A 15,362-nucleotide genomic window follows, 5' to 3' on the forward strand; every position below is an offset into this window, starting at 1 on the left:
CTCAGCGCAGACAGGCCATCGGGTGTCGCGGCGACACGCCGAGGGCCCTGGCGACGCCGGGATGGCAGACCGCACCATCCACCGTGTTCAGCCCGGAGAGCAGCTCCGGCCGGTCGGTGACGGCCTCCGCCAGCCCCCGGCCCGCCATCACCAGGATGTAGGGCAGGGTGACACTCATCAGGGCCTCGGTGGAGGTGAAGGGCACCGCCCCGGGCATGTTGCCCACGGCGTAGTGCTGCACGCCGTGCACGGCATGCACGGGTTCGGTGTGGGTGGTCTCCCGGCTGGTGGCGATGCAGCCCCCCTGGTCGATGGCCACATCCACGATCACCGAACCCGGCTTCATCCGCTGCACCAGCTCCTCGTCCACCAGGGTGGGGGCCCGCCCCCCCGGGGTGAGCACAGCCCCGATCACCAGGTCGGCACCGGGCACCAGGCGCTCCACCAGGCTGCGGCTGCTGACCAGATTCACCAGCCTGCCGCGGCGGTCGGCCTCCAGCTGGCGCAGGCGCTGGGGCGAACGGTCAAGCAGGAACACTTCGGCGTCCATGGCGGCGGCGATGCGAGCGGCGTTCCAGCCCACGGTGCCGGCCCCCAGCACCACCACCCGGGCCGGCCGCACACCGGTGCAGCCGCCCATCAGGATGCCGCGGCCGCCGTGGGGCTTCTCCAGCAGATGGGCGCCCACCTGGGCCGCCAGCCGACCGGCGATCTCGCTCATCGGCGCCAGCAGGGGCAGGCTGGTGTCTTCCAGCTGCACCGTCTCGTAGGCCACGGAGGTGGTGCCCGCCTCCAGCAGGGCCCGGCCCACGGCCGGGTAGGCGGCGAGGTGCAGATAGGTGAACAGCACCAGGTCGCTGCGCAGGTAGACGAATTCCTCGGGCTGGGGTTCCTTCACCTTCACCACCAGGTGGGCGGCCCAGGCCTCCTCGCAGCTCACCAGCCGGGCGCCGGCGGCACTGAAGTCGGCATCCTCCATGCCGGCGCCGAGGCCGGCGCCCTGCTGCACCCGCACCTCCATGCCCTGGCCCACCAGCTCCCGCACCCCATCGGGGGTGAGGGCCACGCGCCGCTCGTCGCGCTTGATTTCCGTGGGCACACCGATGCTCGCCATCGGCGCTGTGAGGGGAAGGGACGAAGCCTGGGCAGCCATGCAGACGCGGTAGGCGTGTCCCCAGACTGGCTCAGCCAGCGGCGATCGGCATCCGCCAGCCGCTGCCGAAGGCGTGACCGCTCACTTTGAGCACCGGTGCCGCCTGGCGGCGCTTGAACTCCGCCCGCTGCATCAGCCCATGCACACGGGCGGCCAGGGCGGGGTCGCTGCCCTGGGCCACCAGCTCCTCGGGGCTGCGGTGCTCCTCCACCAGGGCCTGGAGCAGGGGGTCGAGCTGGCCGTAGTCGGGGAGCGAGTCGCTGTCGCGCTGGTCGGGGCGCAGTTCAGCGCTGGGGGGCTTCTGGCGGATGGCCGCCCCGACCAGCTCCCCCTCGGCCGGCAAGCCCAGGGCCGCGCGGCAGGCGGACGATTCCGGGCTGTCGAGCCAGGCGCACAGGGCAAAGACGGTGCTCTTGTAGAGATCGCCGATCACGGCCAGGCCCCCGTTCATGTCGCCGTAGAGGGTGCAGTAGCCCACGGCGAGTTCGGATTTGTTGCCCGTGGAGAGCAGCAGCGGGCCGTCCTGGTTGGCCACCGCCATCAGCAGGGTGCCGCGGATGCGCGACTGAAGATTCTCGGCTGTCAGCCCCGCCGGCTCCTGCCCCAGGGCTGGTGCCAGAGCTGCATCGAAGCCGCCCATCAGCTCGGCGATCGGCACCGTGTCGGTGTCCAGGCCCAGGCGGCTGGCCAGGGCCAGAGCATCGGCCAGCGAACCCTCGGAGCTCCAGGGGGAGGGCATCAACAGGGCCCGCACCTGGCCCCCCCCCAGGGCCGCCACCGCCAGGACCGCCACCAGGGCGGAGTCGATGCCGCCGCTGAGGCCGAGCAGCGCCCGCCCAAAGCCGCACTTGGCCGCGTAGTCGCGCACCCCCAGCACCAGCGCCCGAAACAGCTGCTCGATCGGTTCAGGCAGAGCCCTGACCAAGCCAGTGCTGTGCAGGGGGTTCCAGGGCTCCAGGGCCTCCTGGCAGCTCGGCAGCTGACACACCACGGCCCCCGCCCGGTCCACCACAAAGCTGGCCCCATCGAAGACCAGCTCGTCGTTCCCTCCCACCTGGTTCACGTACACCACCGGACAGCCCAGCCGCCGGGCCGCCCGGGCCCCCAGGGCATGGCGCAGGGCGGCCTTGCCTGGGTTGAAGGGGGAGGCCGAGAGGTTGATCAGCAGGTCGAGCTCCTGGTGCTCCAGGGCCGCCAGTGGATCCGGTCCCGCCAGACGGTGACCCTGGAGCTCCTCCTCGACCCACAGGTCTTCGCAGATGGTGAGCCCCAGCCGCAGGCGACCAGCCTGGCCGTTCAGTTGCAGCACGGCCGGCGCCGCCCCCGGGCGGAAGTAGCGCTGTTCATCGAACACGTCGTAGGTGGGCAGCAGCTGTTTGCGCGCCACCACCCGCCAGCTCCCCGCCTGCACCAGGGCCAGGGCATTGAACAGGCTGGGCAGGGCTGAGCTGCCACTCGGCTCGGCGATGCCCACCAGCACAGCCACCCCCGGGCAGTGGGCAGCCAGGTCTGCCGCCAGCTGCCCCAGCACCCGGGCCTGGCTGGCCAGGCGCGACCCTTGCAGCAGCAGGTCCCGCGGCGGATAGCCCCAGAGCGAGAGCTCGGGGGTGAGCACCAGCTCAGCCCCGCCGCTGGCCGCTTCGCGGCAGGCCCGCAGGATGCGCTCGCCATTGCCCCGCAGATCTCCCACGAGGGGATTGAGCTGGGCGAGGGCGAGCTGCATCAGGGCTGGGGATGGCCATAGAGATTCTGCTGCTGCAGCACAGGCCAGACGCTGTCGGGCACCTGGGCGCGATCCGGCTGGAGGCGCAGGGACGAACTGGCGCTGGCCGGAATCGCCAAAGGCAGCACCTCAATCTGGGCGCCGAGTCTGTGCAGGGGGCGCAGATCGGTCTCTGCCACGGGCCAGCCCACCCGCGGCACGATTGCCAGCCGGCAGCGCTGCAGCAGCTTCTCCGCCTCTTTCCAGCGCGGGATCTGGGGGGCCAGGTCACTGCCAACCACAAACACCAGCTGAGCCCCAGGCCAGGTGGCGGCGGCCCGCTCCAGGGTGGTGATCGTCCAGGGACTGCTCAGCTCCTGATGCTGCTCCAGCCGCGGTTCATGGAGGCCCCGCACCAGGGCCCCCAGCAGCGCGGCCCGCTGGGCCAAGGGGGCACCATGCTGCTTCATCGGATTGTCACTGGCCCAGGTGGCCACCCGTGGGAAGTGCTGCAGCAGCCCCTCCAGCAGGGCCTGGTGGCCCCGGGTGGGGGGGTCGGCACTGGTGCCGAACAGGGCGATGGCGTCGCCCCCAGCGTTCAGGCCAGGCCGGCTCATGGCAGCAGGCCCTGCCAGGGGGGCGGGCTGGAATCCCCAGGCGTGGCGGCCTGGGAGCGCTCCGGCCAGGTGCCCAGCCACAGGCGCACCTCCGGGTCACTGGCGGCCAGCCTTCGCAGCAGCGAACCAGGCCGGCCCCCGCCCCTGGCGGCCCGGACCAGTTCCAGCGCCGCCAGCCTGCCGGTGCGGCGGGTGGTGTGCACCGCCAGGGCCGCCTGGGCCACCGCCACCGGCGCGGCAGGGGCAAGGCTCAGGCCGCCACTCAGGGGCGCCGCCGCCAGCAACAGCTGCTTCAGGCCCCCCAACAGGGCCTGGAGGCCGAGCTGGGCGCCGCCCAGCAGGGCGTTGTGGCCACTGAGCCGCGTCAGCAGCTGCCGGGCCCGGGCCCCCTCCATCGGCAGGCCGTACAACTGGCAGAGCTGCATCACCAGGGCGGTGTCGCTGGCCAGGCCACCGGCCAGATCGAGCAGCACCAGTGGATTGGCCGCCACCCCCGCCGCCTTCAGGGCCGCGAACCTGCCGATCAGCCCCTGGGCCGCCCGGCGGCTGTGCCCCAGCCGCGCGGCCTGCAGAGCCCGGTGGAACCGCTCGGCGGCCCTGAGGCTGTTGATGGCCAGCAGCAGCTCACCCTGGCTCTCCAGCAGGGCGATCAGCAGCCGCTCCAGCGGGGCCACGGAGGGCTCCAGGGGCTCGCTGCGCACCCGCCCATCGGCCAGCAGCCGCGCCCGCCGCGGCGCCGCGGCCACGGCCACCAGCTCCAGCTGCCGCGCCTGGGGCGGCAGCCGCCGCCGGATGCTCTCCAGCAGGCCTTGGCGCTGCTCGGCGGGCCAGCAATCGCACCTGTTGAGCACCAGCAGCACGGGCTTTCCAGCGGCCAGCAGCACGTCCAGGGCCTGGCGCTCGATGGCGCTGAGATCGGCGTCCAGCACCATCAGCACCAGATCGCAGCCCAGGGCCACCCGGCGGGCCAGCCGTGCCCGCGCGGGCGCTCCGATCTCGTCGAGCCCTGGGGTGTCCACCAGTTCCGCAGCGGTCAGGCCCGCCAGCGGCTGGGGCCACAGTGCCGCCTGCTGGTGGCGCGTGCAGCCGTGGGCCACGTCGGTGGCGAAGGCCTGGCGCCCCAGCAACGCGTTCAACAGGCTCGACTTCCCCACGCCCACCCGGCCGTAGACGGCCAGCCGCGGTTGCCGCTGGCGCAGCCGCTGCAGCTGGCGGTCGAGGGCGGCCAGCTGGCCCTGCAGCACGCTCGCTTCGCGGCCACTGAGGCTGAGCGATCGGCGCCACTGGTCCAGCAGCAGCCTTGCCCGCTCAGGGGAGTCCGGTGGCCGCTGCCGCTGGGCGGGAAGGGTGGGGCTCATGGCGCCGAGGCCTCAGCACTCCCCTGGGGGCGACGCCACCAGCCGGCCAGCACGGCGAGCACGGCCTCGGCGCCGATCACCCCCACGAAACCGCCGAATTCATCCACCACCACGCGCACACCGCCGCTGTTGCGGCGAAAGCCGGTGAGCAGGCGGTCGGCGCGAATCATCTCCGGCACGTACTCCACCGCCTCGCTGAGGTCGGCAGGCGTGCGCTCGCCATGGCCCTGCAGCAGGGCCGTGAGCAGCTGTTCCCGGCTCGCCACGCCGAGAATTTCATCCACCTCCTCGCCGAGCACCACCCACCAGGGGGCGTTGGTGGCCAGCAGTTCCGCGCGGGCCTCGGTGAGGGTGGCCGCCCCGCGCAGGGTGGGAGCGGCCACCCTGGGGGTCATCAGATCCCTGGCCGTGAGGTCGTTGAGCTGAAACACCTTGGCGATCATCGCGGCCTCATCGGCTTCGATCTGTCCCTTCTGGGACCCGAGTCTGGCGAGCAGGCGAATCTCCTCCTCATCCGTGCTGATCTCGCTCTCCGCCGTGATCGCCGGCAGGACCAGCTCCAGCAGCAGCACCAGGGGAAGCATCAGCCGGCCCAGCAGGTAGAGGGCCGGGGCGCTGGCCAGGGCGACCGGCAGGGCCATGCGGCTGCCCAGCGCCTTGGGCAGGATTTCCCCCAGCAACATCACCAGCAGCGTCAGGCCCACCGAGAACAGGGGCAGGGCCACGCCCTCCACGCCGTACCGGGAGAACACCTGGGCGGCATAGCCCCCCAGCATCAGGCTGCCGAAGATGTTGAAGCCGTTGTTGGCGATCACCAGCACCGAGAGGGTGCGGCCGAGGCGCTGGCGCAGCTGGGCCAGGCGTCGGGCGCCCCGCACCGGTCTGCTGCGCGCCTGCAGCTCGTGCACCCGCAGGGGGTTCACGGTGAGCAGGGCGGCCTCCACCCCGGAGCAGAGGGCCGAGCCCACCAGCACCACCAGCACCAGCAGGGCCAGAGCCACCAGGTCGTTCATTCAGGTGGGGGCAGGCCCGTTGCCATCGAAGGGGTGGATCGCTCCATTAAATCCGCCTGCGCCACCGCTGTCGCCCACGGACCGTCAGCATGGTCGCTGCGCAGGGTTCGTCAGCATGGCCGCAACGGCTCTTCCCGATGTGTCGATTCATGCCGAGCGGCGCGCCCGCTTCCTGCAGCAGCTCGGCGGTGCCGCGGCGGTGATCCCGGCGGCCCCGCTGGTGACCCACCACGCCGACTGCGAGTACCCCTTTCGGCAGAACAGCGATTTCTGGTATCTCACCGGCTTCGACGAACCCGATGCGGTGGCTTTGTTCCTGCCCCACCGCCCGGACTCGCCCTTCGTGCTGTTCGTGCAGCCCAAGCAGCCCAGCGCTGAAGTGTGGACCGGCGTGCGCTGGGGCACCGAGGGCGCGGTGGACCAGTTCGGGGCCTCGGCGGCCCATCCGCTCTCGGAGCTGCCGACCCGACTGGCCGACTACCTCGAGGGCGCCGAGGGCATTGCCTTCCGGGTGGGTCGCCACCCGGCGGTGGAGCCCCTGGTGCTGCAGGCCTGGGGCCAGCAGCTGGACCGGGCGCCGAGGCGGGGGGGCGCTGCCCTCGGCCTGGTGGCCCCCTGCCCGCTGCTGCATGCCCTGAGGCTGCGCAAGGGGGAGGATGAACTCGAGCGCCTGCGGGAGGCCGGCCGTATCTCGGCAGAGGCCCATGAACTGGCCCGGCAGGTGGCCCGCCCCGGCCGGAATGAGCGGCAGGTGCAGGCGGTGATCGAGCAGCATTTCCTGGAGCAGGGGGCCCGGGGACCCGCCTATGGCTCGATCGTGGCGGGCGGCGACAACGCCTGCGTGCTGCACTACACCGCCAACAGCGCTCTCCTGCGGGACGGCGATCTGCTGCTGATCGATGCCGGCTGCAGCCTGGCCGACTACTACAACGGCGACATCACCCGCACCTTCCCGGTGAACGGACGCTTCAGCGCCGAACAGCGCGAGCTCTATGCCCTGGTGCTGTCGGCCCAGGAGGCGGCAGTGGCCGCCGTGGCCCCGGGCCACACCGCCGAGGCCGTCCACATGACCGCCGTACGCGTGCTGGTGGAGGGCCTGATCGAGCTGGGCCTGCTGAGCGGCAGCGTCGACGGCGTCATCGAGCAGGGCGCCTTCCGGCACCTGTACATGCACCGCACCGGGCACTGGCTCGGCCTGGACGTCCATGACGTGGGGGCTTACCGACTCGGCGAGCACCCGGTGCAGCTGGAGCCGGGCATGGTGCTCACGGTGGAGCCGGGGCTGTACGTGAGCGACCGGCTGGCCGTGCCGGAGGGCCAGCCCGCCATCGCGGAGCGCTGGAAGGGCATCGGCATCCGCATCGAGGATGACGTGGCCGTCACCGGCCGGGGCCATGAGGTGCTGACGGCCACAGCCCTCAAGAGCCTCAGCGCGATGGAGCGCTGAGCGACGCCAGCAGGCGCTCCAGGCGCTCCGGCAGGGCCTGGGTGCTGGGGATCACGGCGTCGGCCCCGGCCTGGAGCAGGGAAGCCTCGTAGCGGCGGAGTGCGGCTGGATCGCTGCGCAGGTGGGGAGGTGCCACCCCGAGGGCGAGAAGGGGCTGCTCGGGCAGCTGCTGCCGGGCCCGCACCACGGTGAGCACGTCCGCCACGGTGTCGCCCAGGTAGAGCACCGGTGGGCTGGAGGCCAGGCCCAGGGGTGCTTCGGCCAGCTGGGCGGCCAGACGCAGCAGGCCTGTGGGATCGGGTTTGTCCGGAGCATCGCCCATGGCGAGCAGGGGAGGCTGCTCCAGGCCCAGCCGCTGCTCCAGCACGTAGCGGGCGGAGGGGGGTTCGGCACCGCTCACGAAGCCCCAGGCCACCTGGGCATGGCTGAGCCACGTGAACAGGGAGGCGTCCACCAGCAAGGGCTCCTGGCCGATGAACCCCTGCCACAGGCCCGGATCTCCGTGGGGGTCGCCGCCGAAATAGTGACGGCTGAACACCTCCACCAGGGCCTGCCGCTGGGGCAGGGGGGTGTGGCCGTGGCGGCGCAGCAGCTCCAGGGAGGCATCCCAGTCGTTGTTCCAGCGACCCTCGCCCTTGAGGGCGTCGATCGTGGTCGCATCCGGCCGCCAGCCGGCGTAGTGCTGCACGGTTTCGGCCAGGGCGCGGCGGTAGCTGCCGGACACGTCACGGATCACACCGTCGATGTCGAAGAGCTGGACAGCGCGAGGACTCAGGGGGCTGCGGAAGCTCGGCTGATAGGTTAGTTGTTTGACTTTCTGCCTTGAGCGCCGACACCATGCCAGCCACCGAAAGCGCCGCCGGCGCTGCCGTGAGCGATGCGCCCGAGGTGGCCACCGCCACTGAAGACACCGCCTCTCAGGGACGTCCGGTGATGCGTGGTGGCAGCGCCGCCCTGGCCTCAGCCACCATCGATGAGGACGGTGTTCCCTCGGGATACACCCCCAAGGCCGATGAGGGCCGCTTCCTGCTGAAGATCCTCTGGCTTCCCGACAACGTCGCCCTGGCGGTCGATCAGATCGTGGGCGGCGGGCCGAGCCCCCTCACCGCCTATTTCTTCTGGCCCCGGGAAGACGCCTGGGAAACCCTCAAGAGCGAGCTCGAGGCCAAGAGCTGGATCACAGACAATGAGCGTGTTGAGATCCTCAACAAGGCCACCGAGGTGATCAATTACTGGCAGGAGGAGGGCAAGGGCAAGAGCCTTGATGAGGCCAAGCTCAAGTTCCCCGATGTCACCTTCTGCGGTACCGCCTGAGGCGGTGCGGCGGCTCTTCTGCTTCCGTCACCATCGTCAGATGCCTCCGTCAGGTCATCAGCGTCCCGGTCGGGACGCTTTTTTGATGGCCGGGGGGATCACGCCAACTGGTGCCTGTGGCTTGACGGCCCCATGGAACCATCACTCCATGGGGCCTCAGCCTCGCTGAGCGCCGAGGCTCAGGACTGGCCCCGGGTGGCCTGGAGCCAGGCCCGGGCCTTGGCGAGGGCCTGCTGAGCTTTCAGCTTTTCCGTGCTCGGAGTTGTGCCCTCAAAGCCGGCGGCGGCGGCCTGGGCCGCTTCGAACTCAGCCTCGGCTGCGGTGGCGTCGATGCTGGCGCCCAACTGGGCGCCGTTCACCAACACCGTGACCTCGTCGGCTTCCACTTCGGCAAAGCCACCGAGCAGGGCGATCGAGCTCCAGGAGCCTCCCGCCCGCAGGCGCATCACCCCTGTGTCCAGGGCCGCCAGCATGGTGACGTGGCCGGGCAGGATGCCCACCTGGCCTGTGGTGCTGGGCAGAATCACCTCTTCGGCGCTGCCATCAAAAACGCTCTGGTCGGGCGCCAGAACTCGGAGAGTCAGGGACATGATGAAAACCTCAGGGTTGAAGGAGCGGGATCAACCCTTGGCATCCGCCTTGATCTTCTCAGCCTTGGCCTTCACCTGATCGATGTTGCCCACCAGGTAGAAGGCTGCCTCGGGCAGGTCATCGAGCTCGCCAGCAAGGATCATGTTGAAGCCCTTGATCGTTTCTTCCAGCTTCACGTACTGGCCGGGCATGCCGGTGAACACTTCGGCCACAAAGAAGGGCTGGGAGAGGAACTTCTCGATCTTGCGGGCCCGATCCACCGTGCGACGGTCGTCTTCCGAGAGTTCGTCTAGACCAAGAATCGCAATGATGTCCTGGAGCTCCTTGTAGCGCTGCAGGGTGCTCTGAACGGCACGGGCGGTGCGGTAGTGCTCATCGCCGACCACGGCGGGCTGGAGCATGGTGCTGGTGGAGTCCAGGGGATCCACGGCGGGATAGATGCCCTTGGAAGCCAGGCCACGGCTCAGCACCGTGGTGGCATCCAGGTGAGCAAAGGTGGTGGCGGGGGCGGGGTCGGTGAGGTCGTCGGCAGGCACGTACACCGCCTGGATTGAGGTGATCGAACCTTCCAGGGTGGAGGTGATGCGCTCCTGCAGCATGCCCACATCGGTGCCGAGGGTGGGCTGATAGCCCACCGCTGAGGGCATGCGGCCCAGCAGCGCGGACACTTCGGAGCCGGCCTGCACGAAGCGGAAGATGTTGTCCACGAACAGCAGCACGTCCTGCTTGTTCACATCGCGGAAATGCTCGGCCATGGTGAGTGCCGAGAGGCCCACGCGCATGCGGGCGCCGGGGGGCTCGTTCATCTGGCCGTAGCAGAGAGCCACCTTCGACTTCGAGAGGTCATCGGCGTTGATCACGCCCGACTCCTTGAACTCTTCGTAGAGGTCGTTGCCCTCACGGGTGCGCTCACCCACGCCGCCGAACACCGATACGCCGCCGTGCTCCTTGGCGATGTTGTTGATCAGCTCCTGGATCAGCACGGTCTTGCCCACGCCGGCGCCGCCGAACAAACCCACCTTGCCGCCCTGGCGGTAGGGAGCCAGAAGGTCGATCACCTTGATGCCGGTCTCGAACACCTTGGGCTTGGTTTCGAGCTCGGTGAGCTTGGGAGCCTCGCGGTGGATCGGCGCCGTGAGGGTGGTGGTCACAGGACCCTTCTCGTCCACCGGCTCGCCCAGCACGTTGAAGATCCGGCCCAGGGTGGCTTCACCCACAGGGACGGAGATCGGAGCACCGGTGTCGAGGGCTTCCATGCCCCGCACCAGACCATCAGTGCCGCTCATCGCCACGGCGCGGACCCTGTGGTCGCCGAGTAGTTGCTGCACTTCGGCGGTGAGGGCCACGTCCTGGCCGGCGGAGTTCTTGGCTTCGATGCGGAGCGCGTTGAAGATCTTGGGCAGCTGTCCGGCTGGGAATTCAACGTCAAGCACGGGGCCGATCACCTGCCGGACGATGCCTTTGGTGCCGGAGGCAGTAGCAGCAGCCATATGGGAGGAAGTCGTGGAGGGCGCTGGGCGGGTGGGGTGCTGGAACGATCCCTGCCCGCTGGGAGCCGGGCAACCTTACCACCGGGCCGCTCAGCAAAGGCGCCTGGCGGGCTGAGCAGGGTTCGGTGACCCGCACACCGGATGGGGTGGCTGGAGGGCGGTCGCGCCGCATAGGTTGGCACTCGCAGGGCCAGAGTGCCAACTCGGGTCTTGCATGGCGTCTCTGGCGCCATGTCGTTGCTATCGCATCTATCCATGGCTGCTGTTTCCCTCAGCGTCTCCACGGTTAAGCCCCTCGGAGATCGCATTTTCATCAAAGTCTCTGCCTCAGACGAAAAAACCGCCGGCGGCATCCTTCTGCCCGACACCGCCCAGGAAAAGCCCCAGGTCGGGGAAGTGGTTCAAGTGGGTGCCGGCAAGCGCAATGACGACGGTTCCCGCCAGGCTCCGGAAGTGAGCATCGGCGATCAGGTGCTCTACAGCAAGTACGCCGGTACCGACATCAAGCTCGGCTCCGATGAATACGTGCTGCTGTCCGAGAAGGACATCCTCGCCGTCGTCAGCTGAATTCCAGCTCCACGCTGAGTGCTGTGGCGCGCTGACGCGCTGAACACTCCTTTCACTGTTCTTTCCTACGACCTTTGCCTCCCATGGCCAAGCGCATCATCTACAACGAGCAAGCCCGTCGGGCGCTCGAAAAAGGCATCGACATCCTTGCCGAATCAGTGGCTGTCACCCTCGGTCCCAAGGGCCGCAATGTGGTGCTCGAGAAGAAATTCGGTGCCCCCCAGATCATCAACGACGGCGTCACGATCGCCAAGGAGATCGAGCTGGAGGATCACATCGAGAACACCGGTGTGGCCCTGATCCGTCAGGCCGCTTCCAAGACCAATGACGCTGCCGGTGACGGCACCACCACCGCCACCGTCCTGGCCCACGCCATGGTCAAGGCGGGCCTGCGCAACGTGGCCGCCGGTGCCAACGCCATCACCCTCAAGAAGGGCATCGACAAGGCCTCCGACTTCCTCGTCAAGAAGATCGAGGAGCACGCCAAGCCGATCTCCGACTCCAACGCCATCGCCCAGGTGGGCACCATCTCCGCCGGTAACGACGAAGAAGTCGGCCAGATGATCGCCGACGCCATGGACAAGGTGGGCAAGGAGGGGGTGATCTCCCTGGAAGAAGGCAAGTCGATGACCACCGAGCTGGAGGTCACCGAGGGCATGCGCTTCGACAAGGGCTACATCTCGCCCTACTTCGCCACCGACACCGAGCGGATGGAAGCGGTGCTCGAAGAGCCCTACATCCTGCTCACCGACAAGAAGATCGGCCTGGTGCAGGACCTGGTGCCCGTGCTCGAGCAGATCGCCCGCACCGGCAAGCCTCTGCTGATCATCGCCGAGGACATCGAGAAGGAAGCCCTCGCCACCCTGGTGGTGAACCGCCTGCGCGGTGTGCTCAACGTGGCCGCCGTCAAGGCCCCCGGCTTCGGTGACCGCCGCAAGGCCATGCTCGAGGACATCGCCGTTCTCACCAACGGTCAGCTGATCACCGAGGACGCCGGCCTCAAACTGGAGAACACCAAGCTGGAGATGCTGGGCACCTCCCGCCGCATCACCATCAACAAGGACACCACCACCATCGTGGCCGAAGGCAACGAGGTGGCGGTGAAGGCCCGCTGCGAGCAGATCCGCAAGCAGATGGACGAAACCGACTCCTCCTATGACAAGGAGAAGCTGCAGGAGCGTCTGGCCAAGCTGAGCGGTGGTGTGGCCGTGGTCAAGGTGGGCGCCGCCACCGAGACCGAGATGAAGGACAAGAAGCTGCGCCTCGAAGACGCCATCAACGCCACCAAGGCGGCTGTTGAGGAGGGCATCGTTCCCGGCGGTGGCACCACCCTGGCCCACCTGGCTCCCGCCCTCGAGGAGTGGGCCGCGGCCAACCTCTCAGGCGAAGAGCTGATCGGCGCCACCATCGTGGCTTCCGCCCTCACCGCTCCGCTCAAGCGGATCGCTGAGAATGCCGGCGCCAATGGTGCTGTGGTGGCCGAAAACGTGAAGAACAAGCCCTTCAACGAGGGCTACAACGCGGCCACCGGCGACTACGTGGACATGCTGGCCGCCGGCATCGTGGACCCCGCCAAGGTCACGCGCTCCGGTCTCCAGAATGCCGCCTCGATCGCCGGCATGGTGCTCACCACCGAGTGCATCGTGGCTGACCTGCCCGAGAAGAAGGAAGCAGCTCCCGCCGGCGGCGGTGGCATGGGCGGCGACTTCGACTACTGATTCGCCACGGTGTCATCCGGGCGGGATGCTGTCATCCCGCCTCCAGCAAGCGCCCCTCCGGGGGCGCTTTTTTTGGTCGTCCTTGCCGGCTGTTGGGCTGTGGCCCTGCCAGCTTTCTAGGGGCCGGAATGCACTGGCGGCGATTGCGGCGGGGGCTCGAGGGGCTGGATCACTGAGGGTTGGAACACCGGCGGCGGGGACTGGGCCGGCTCGGATGGCCCGGCAGATTGCTGGGACGGCCTTGATGGCTCTCGTGGTGTGGGAGTGGGAGCCTCAGGCTCAGGTTCGAGGGACCTGTCGAGCAATTGCTGGTTGAGCTGCTCTCTGAGGGTTTGAATCTCCTTCTGATTCTGCAGCTCGCGCTGCCGCTGATTATCAACAAAACGGTAGACCGTGACAACAGTGAGGGCAATTGTGCCGATCGCTGCAAATGTGGAGATTGTTGCTTGAAACCTGCTCATCTTTCAGGATTGCCCTGATGACATTACTCTAGCTGTTGCCAGGTTGGCCGCCCTCATGCTCGCCTTCTGCTGCTGTAGCTGAACCCTCAACAGCGGCTCCAGCTGGTTGACGAACAGCCGCTGCCAGTACGCATCCGACATGTGCACGCAATCGTCCCCTGATCTGTTGCGGAGATAACGGGGCATGGTCACCAGGTCGCGATCCAGGGTGTCTGAGGCCTGGGGACACAGAAGGATGCCGGCCTCCTGGCAGAACGCCTCCAGATGGGTCTGGAAGCGCCGTTTCACCGCCGTTGGCACCACGCGGTAGTGCTTCATGCGGGCCTCGGGGTCGCGAATCAGGATCACGGGGGCCTCGGTGAGCTGGGGAAACAGGGCCAGGGGCTCATTGAACCAGCGAAAGCGCTGGCCCTGACGGGTGATCCAGGGATGCAGGGGCAATCCCTCCAGGCTCAGCCGCAGCAGGGCCTCCGAGAGTGGAAGGCCATCCCGGAAGGCGAACCAGGGCTGAATCCACTGGCCGACGAAGATGATGGCGGCATAGAGGCTCAGATCACGCCGCTCTGTGGGCATGGTGCGGTTGCCAAACACCGTGCTGCCTTCCACGCCGTAACGCCCACCCCTGGCACTCCAGTTGCGGTTGGCGGGGGCAGCGGTGATATAGAACTCGGCGCTGTAGTCGCGCAGCAGCCCTTCGTGCAGGCGGCGAATCGCTGAATTCTTGGTATTACCCAGGTGGGAGCCTCCGCACCAGAGGACCCGCTTCATGGGCCGAAGGCCTCCAGCAGGGCCTCTTCGCACTGCAGATCGCCGCTCCGCTGTCGCTGGTTGGTCTGTCGTTCGGCCCGTTGGCCCTGGCGCCGCACCCGGGAGGCGCTTTTGCCCCGCACTCTGGTAGGCATCGTCGCCCCTGGGCTGGTGTCAGCTCCCAGGCCATTGCGGCTGAGGGCCTCGGACCTGTGGGCTTCCAGGAAGGTGTCCATCGCCACGCTCACGCCCTGGCTGCGCACCGAGCGCAGATTGGCCTCGTAGAAGACACCGCGGGCCGCCTGGTTGGTGATGATCTCGTAGGAAGGGAAATAGTCGATGGCCTCAGAGCCGGCCGCCAGATCACCTGCCGCCGCCCGCAGCACGGCCTTGGAGTAGGTGGTGGCAGCGAGCACGTGGTCACCACTGGCTGTGGCCGTGAGCGGCACCGGCGACACGGTGAGCAGCATCTGAAAGGAACGGCCGCGCCGCAGGCTCAGCACCACCCGACGGAAGCTCTGCAGCGCCTGAATCACACTGGCGCAGCCGTAATTTCTGAAGGCATACCGTTGTGGCTCGAACTGGCCGGCGATCGTGCCGGGAGCGGTGGGGTACACCGTGTCCTGCAGCCCGCCGGGGCGCACCCAGGCTTCCGTGAGGCCGAGGGTGAAGATGAATAGATCCATGCGCTTGAACATCAGTCTCACCCGGGTGAGGTGATGGCGGCGATGCTCCCTCACGGCATCTGCACTGTCCAGGCCTTCAGGTTCGACGCCCGGCCGCTGGGCATCAAACCAGCGGCCGTCCCGCTCCCAGGCGGGTTCCTGGGGCTGAAAGCGGCCCCGTGCTTCCTGGGCCAGCTGGAGCAGCTGCTGGGCGGTGTAAATGTTGCCGTAGCGGCAGGAATAAAGCGAGAATCCGAAACGCTGATGGTGTTCTTCCGGCAAGGAAAAGGGCGGTCTTTCCAGGTCAAGGACGTTGAAGTGATGCGCCCTCAGATGGCTGGTGATGTGCTGAGCAAAGCAGCTGCCGGCGGTCGCAATCTTGGTGTCTGGGCTGATCTTCCACTTGGGTTGATAGAGATCGCTCTGATCGAAGGGGGAGGCCTCCACCACCGCCTTGCGCCAGAAAGCCCTGCTCGGCAGGGCGCTGTAGGGACTCGTCACGGGCAATCAGCACGGTTT

Annotated in this window: 14 protein-coding genes; 4 read left to right on the forward strand and 10 right to left on the reverse strand. The window is 68.4% G+C overall.

Annotated elements, in window-relative coordinates:
- Nucleotide 1 precedes the first annotated feature (1 nt).
- The 5 genes from ald to CyaNS01_RS03310 form a co-directional block, all read right to left on the reverse strand.
- Nucleotides 2–1,114 carry an alanine dehydrogenase gene (gene ald, locus CyaNS01_RS03290; protein WP_186698824.1) on the reverse strand — a complete coding sequence of 371 codons (1,113 nt, stop codon included), beginning with the start codon at nt 1,112–1,114 and terminating at the stop codon, nt 2–4.
- A 70-nt stretch (nt 1,115–1,184) separates the two neighbouring features.
- Nucleotides 1,185–2,876: an NAD+ synthase gene (locus CyaNS01_RS03295; protein WP_186698826.1), complete on the reverse strand. Its 1,692-nt coding sequence runs from the start codon at nt 2,874–2,876 to the stop codon at nt 1,185–1,187.
- On the reverse strand, nt 2,876–3,472 hold the full coding sequence (locus tag CyaNS01_RS03300) for a nicotinate-nucleotide adenylyltransferase (RefSeq protein WP_186698828.1): 597 nt from the start codon (nt 3,470–3,472) through the stop codon (nt 2,876–2,878). The genes CyaNS01_RS03295 and CyaNS01_RS03300 overlap by 1 nt, the downstream gene beginning before the upstream one ends.
- Entirely contained in the window at nt 3,469–4,830 is a 1,362-nt protein-coding gene (locus CyaNS01_RS03305; RefSeq protein ID WP_186698830.1) for a DUF697 domain-containing protein, read from the reverse strand. The genes CyaNS01_RS03300 and CyaNS01_RS03305 overlap by 4 nt, the downstream gene beginning before the upstream one ends.
- Entirely contained in the window at nt 4,827–5,843 is a 1,017-nt protein-coding gene (locus CyaNS01_RS03310; protein ID WP_186698832.1) for a CNNM domain-containing protein, read from the reverse strand. The genes CyaNS01_RS03305 and CyaNS01_RS03310 overlap by 4 nt, the downstream gene beginning before the upstream one ends.
- 115 nt (nt 5,844–5,958) lie before the next feature.
- On the opposite strand from CyaNS01_RS03310, the gene CyaNS01_RS03315 reads away from it, so the two are divergent.
- Nucleotides 5,959–7,290, forward strand: coding sequence for an aminopeptidase P N-terminal domain-containing protein (locus tag CyaNS01_RS03315; protein WP_186698834.1), 1,332 nt, complete (start codon nt 5,959–5,961; stop codon nt 7,288–7,290).
- On the opposite strand, the gene CyaNS01_RS03320 is transcribed toward CyaNS01_RS03315, so the two are convergent.
- Nucleotides 7,271–8,026, reverse strand: coding sequence for a TIGR01548 family HAD-type hydrolase (locus CyaNS01_RS03320; protein ID WP_255460124.1), 756 nt, complete (start codon nt 8,024–8,026; stop codon nt 7,271–7,273). The two genes, CyaNS01_RS03315 and CyaNS01_RS03320, sit on opposite strands and share 20 nt — an antisense overlap.
- 86 nt (nt 8,027–8,112) lie before the next feature.
- On the opposite strand from CyaNS01_RS03320, the gene CyaNS01_RS03325 reads away from it, so the two are divergent.
- Entirely contained in the window at nt 8,113–8,604 is a 492-nt protein-coding gene (locus CyaNS01_RS03325; protein WP_186698835.1) for a 30S ribosomal protein PSRP-3, read from the forward strand.
- A 179-nt stretch (nt 8,605–8,783) separates the two neighbouring features.
- Here CyaNS01_RS03325 and atpC read toward each other — a convergent pair whose 3' ends face one another.
- Both atpC and atpD read right to left on the reverse strand, forming a co-directional pair.
- Nucleotides 8,784–9,194 carry an ATP synthase F1 subunit epsilon gene (atpC, locus tag CyaNS01_RS03330; protein ID WP_186698837.1) on the reverse strand — a complete coding sequence of 137 codons (411 nt, stop codon included), beginning with the start codon at nt 9,192–9,194 and terminating at the stop codon, nt 8,784–8,786.
- Nucleotides 9,195–9,224: 30 nt separating this feature from the next.
- A complete protein-coding gene (gene atpD, locus CyaNS01_RS03335; RefSeq protein ID WP_186698840.1) occupies nt 9,225–10,685 on the reverse strand; it encodes a F0F1 ATP synthase subunit beta in 1,461 nt (486 codons plus the stop codon).
- 255 nt (nt 10,686–10,940) lie between these two features.
- On the opposite strand from atpD, the gene groES reads away from it, so the two are divergent.
- Entirely contained in the window at nt 10,941–11,252 is a 312-nt protein-coding gene (gene groES / locus CyaNS01_RS03340; protein WP_186698842.1) for a co-chaperone GroES, read from the forward strand.
- A gap of 83 nt (nt 11,253–11,335) precedes the next feature.
- A complete protein-coding gene (groL, locus tag CyaNS01_RS03345; RefSeq protein ID WP_186698843.1) occupies nt 11,336–12,970 on the forward strand; it encodes a chaperonin GroEL in 1,635 nt (544 codons plus the stop codon).
- Between the two features lie 464 nt (nt 12,971–13,434).
- On the opposite strand, the gene CyaNS01_RS03350 is transcribed toward groL, so the two are convergent.
- Nucleotides 13,435–14,199, reverse strand: coding sequence for a hypothetical protein (locus tag CyaNS01_RS03350; RefSeq protein ID WP_186698845.1), 765 nt, complete (start codon nt 14,197–14,199; stop codon nt 13,435–13,437).
- Complete coding sequence (locus CyaNS01_RS03355) at nt 14,196–15,344, reverse strand: GSCFA domain-containing protein (RefSeq protein ID WP_222934196.1); 1,149 nt, start codon at nt 15,342–15,344, stop codon at nt 14,196–14,198. The genes CyaNS01_RS03350 and CyaNS01_RS03355 overlap by 4 nt, the downstream gene beginning before the upstream one ends.
- Nucleotides 15,345–15,362 lie beyond the last annotated feature (18 nt).

Origin of the sequence: Cyanobium sp. NS01, from assembly GCF_014280235.1 — a bacterium.
Taxonomy (GTDB): domain Bacteria; phylum Cyanobacteriota; class Cyanobacteriia; order PCC-6307; family Cyanobiaceae; genus NIES-981.

Bases quoted from the DNA above. Each gene is read 5' to 3' on its own strand.
- CyaNS01_RS03295 (WP_186698826.1), bottom strand. From the start codon at position 2,876: ATGCAGCTCGCCCTCGCCCAGCTCAATCCCCTCGTGGGAGATCTGCGG.
- CyaNS01_RS03315 (WP_186698834.1), top strand. From the start codon at position 5,959: ATGGCCGCAACGGCTCTTCCCGATGTGTCGATTCATGCCGAGCGGCGC.
- atpD (WP_186698840.1), bottom strand. From the start codon at position 10,685: ATGGCTGCTGCTACTGCCTCCGGCACCAAAGGCATCGTCCGGCAGGTG.
- CyaNS01_RS03300 (WP_186698828.1), bottom strand. From the start codon at position 3,472: ATGAGCCGGCCTGGCCTGAACGCTGGGGGCGACGCCATCGCCCTGTTC.
- CyaNS01_RS03305 (WP_186698830.1), bottom strand. From the start codon at position 4,830: ATGAGCCCCACCCTTCCCGCCCAGCGGCAGCGGCCACCGGACTCCCCT.
- CyaNS01_RS03350 (WP_186698845.1), bottom strand. From the start codon at position 14,199: ATGAAGCGGGTCCTCTGGTGCGGAGGCTCCCACCTGGGTAATACCAAG.
- groL (WP_186698843.1), top strand. From the start codon at position 11,336: ATGGCCAAGCGCATCATCTACAACGAGCAAGCCCGTCGGGCGCTCGAA.
- groES (WP_186698842.1), top strand. From the start codon at position 10,941: ATGGCTGCTGTTTCCCTCAGCGTCTCCACGGTTAAGCCCCTCGGAGAT.
- CyaNS01_RS03310 (WP_186698832.1), bottom strand. From the start codon at position 5,843: ATGAACGACCTGGTGGCTCTGGCCCTGCTGGTGCTGGTGGTGCTGGTG.
- ald (WP_186698824.1), bottom strand. From the start codon at position 1,114: ATGGCGAGCATCGGTGTGCCCACGGAAATCAAGCGCGACGAGCGGCGC.
- atpC (WP_186698837.1), bottom strand. From the start codon at position 9,194: ATGTCCCTGACTCTCCGAGTTCTGGCGCCCGACCAGAGCGTTTTTGAT.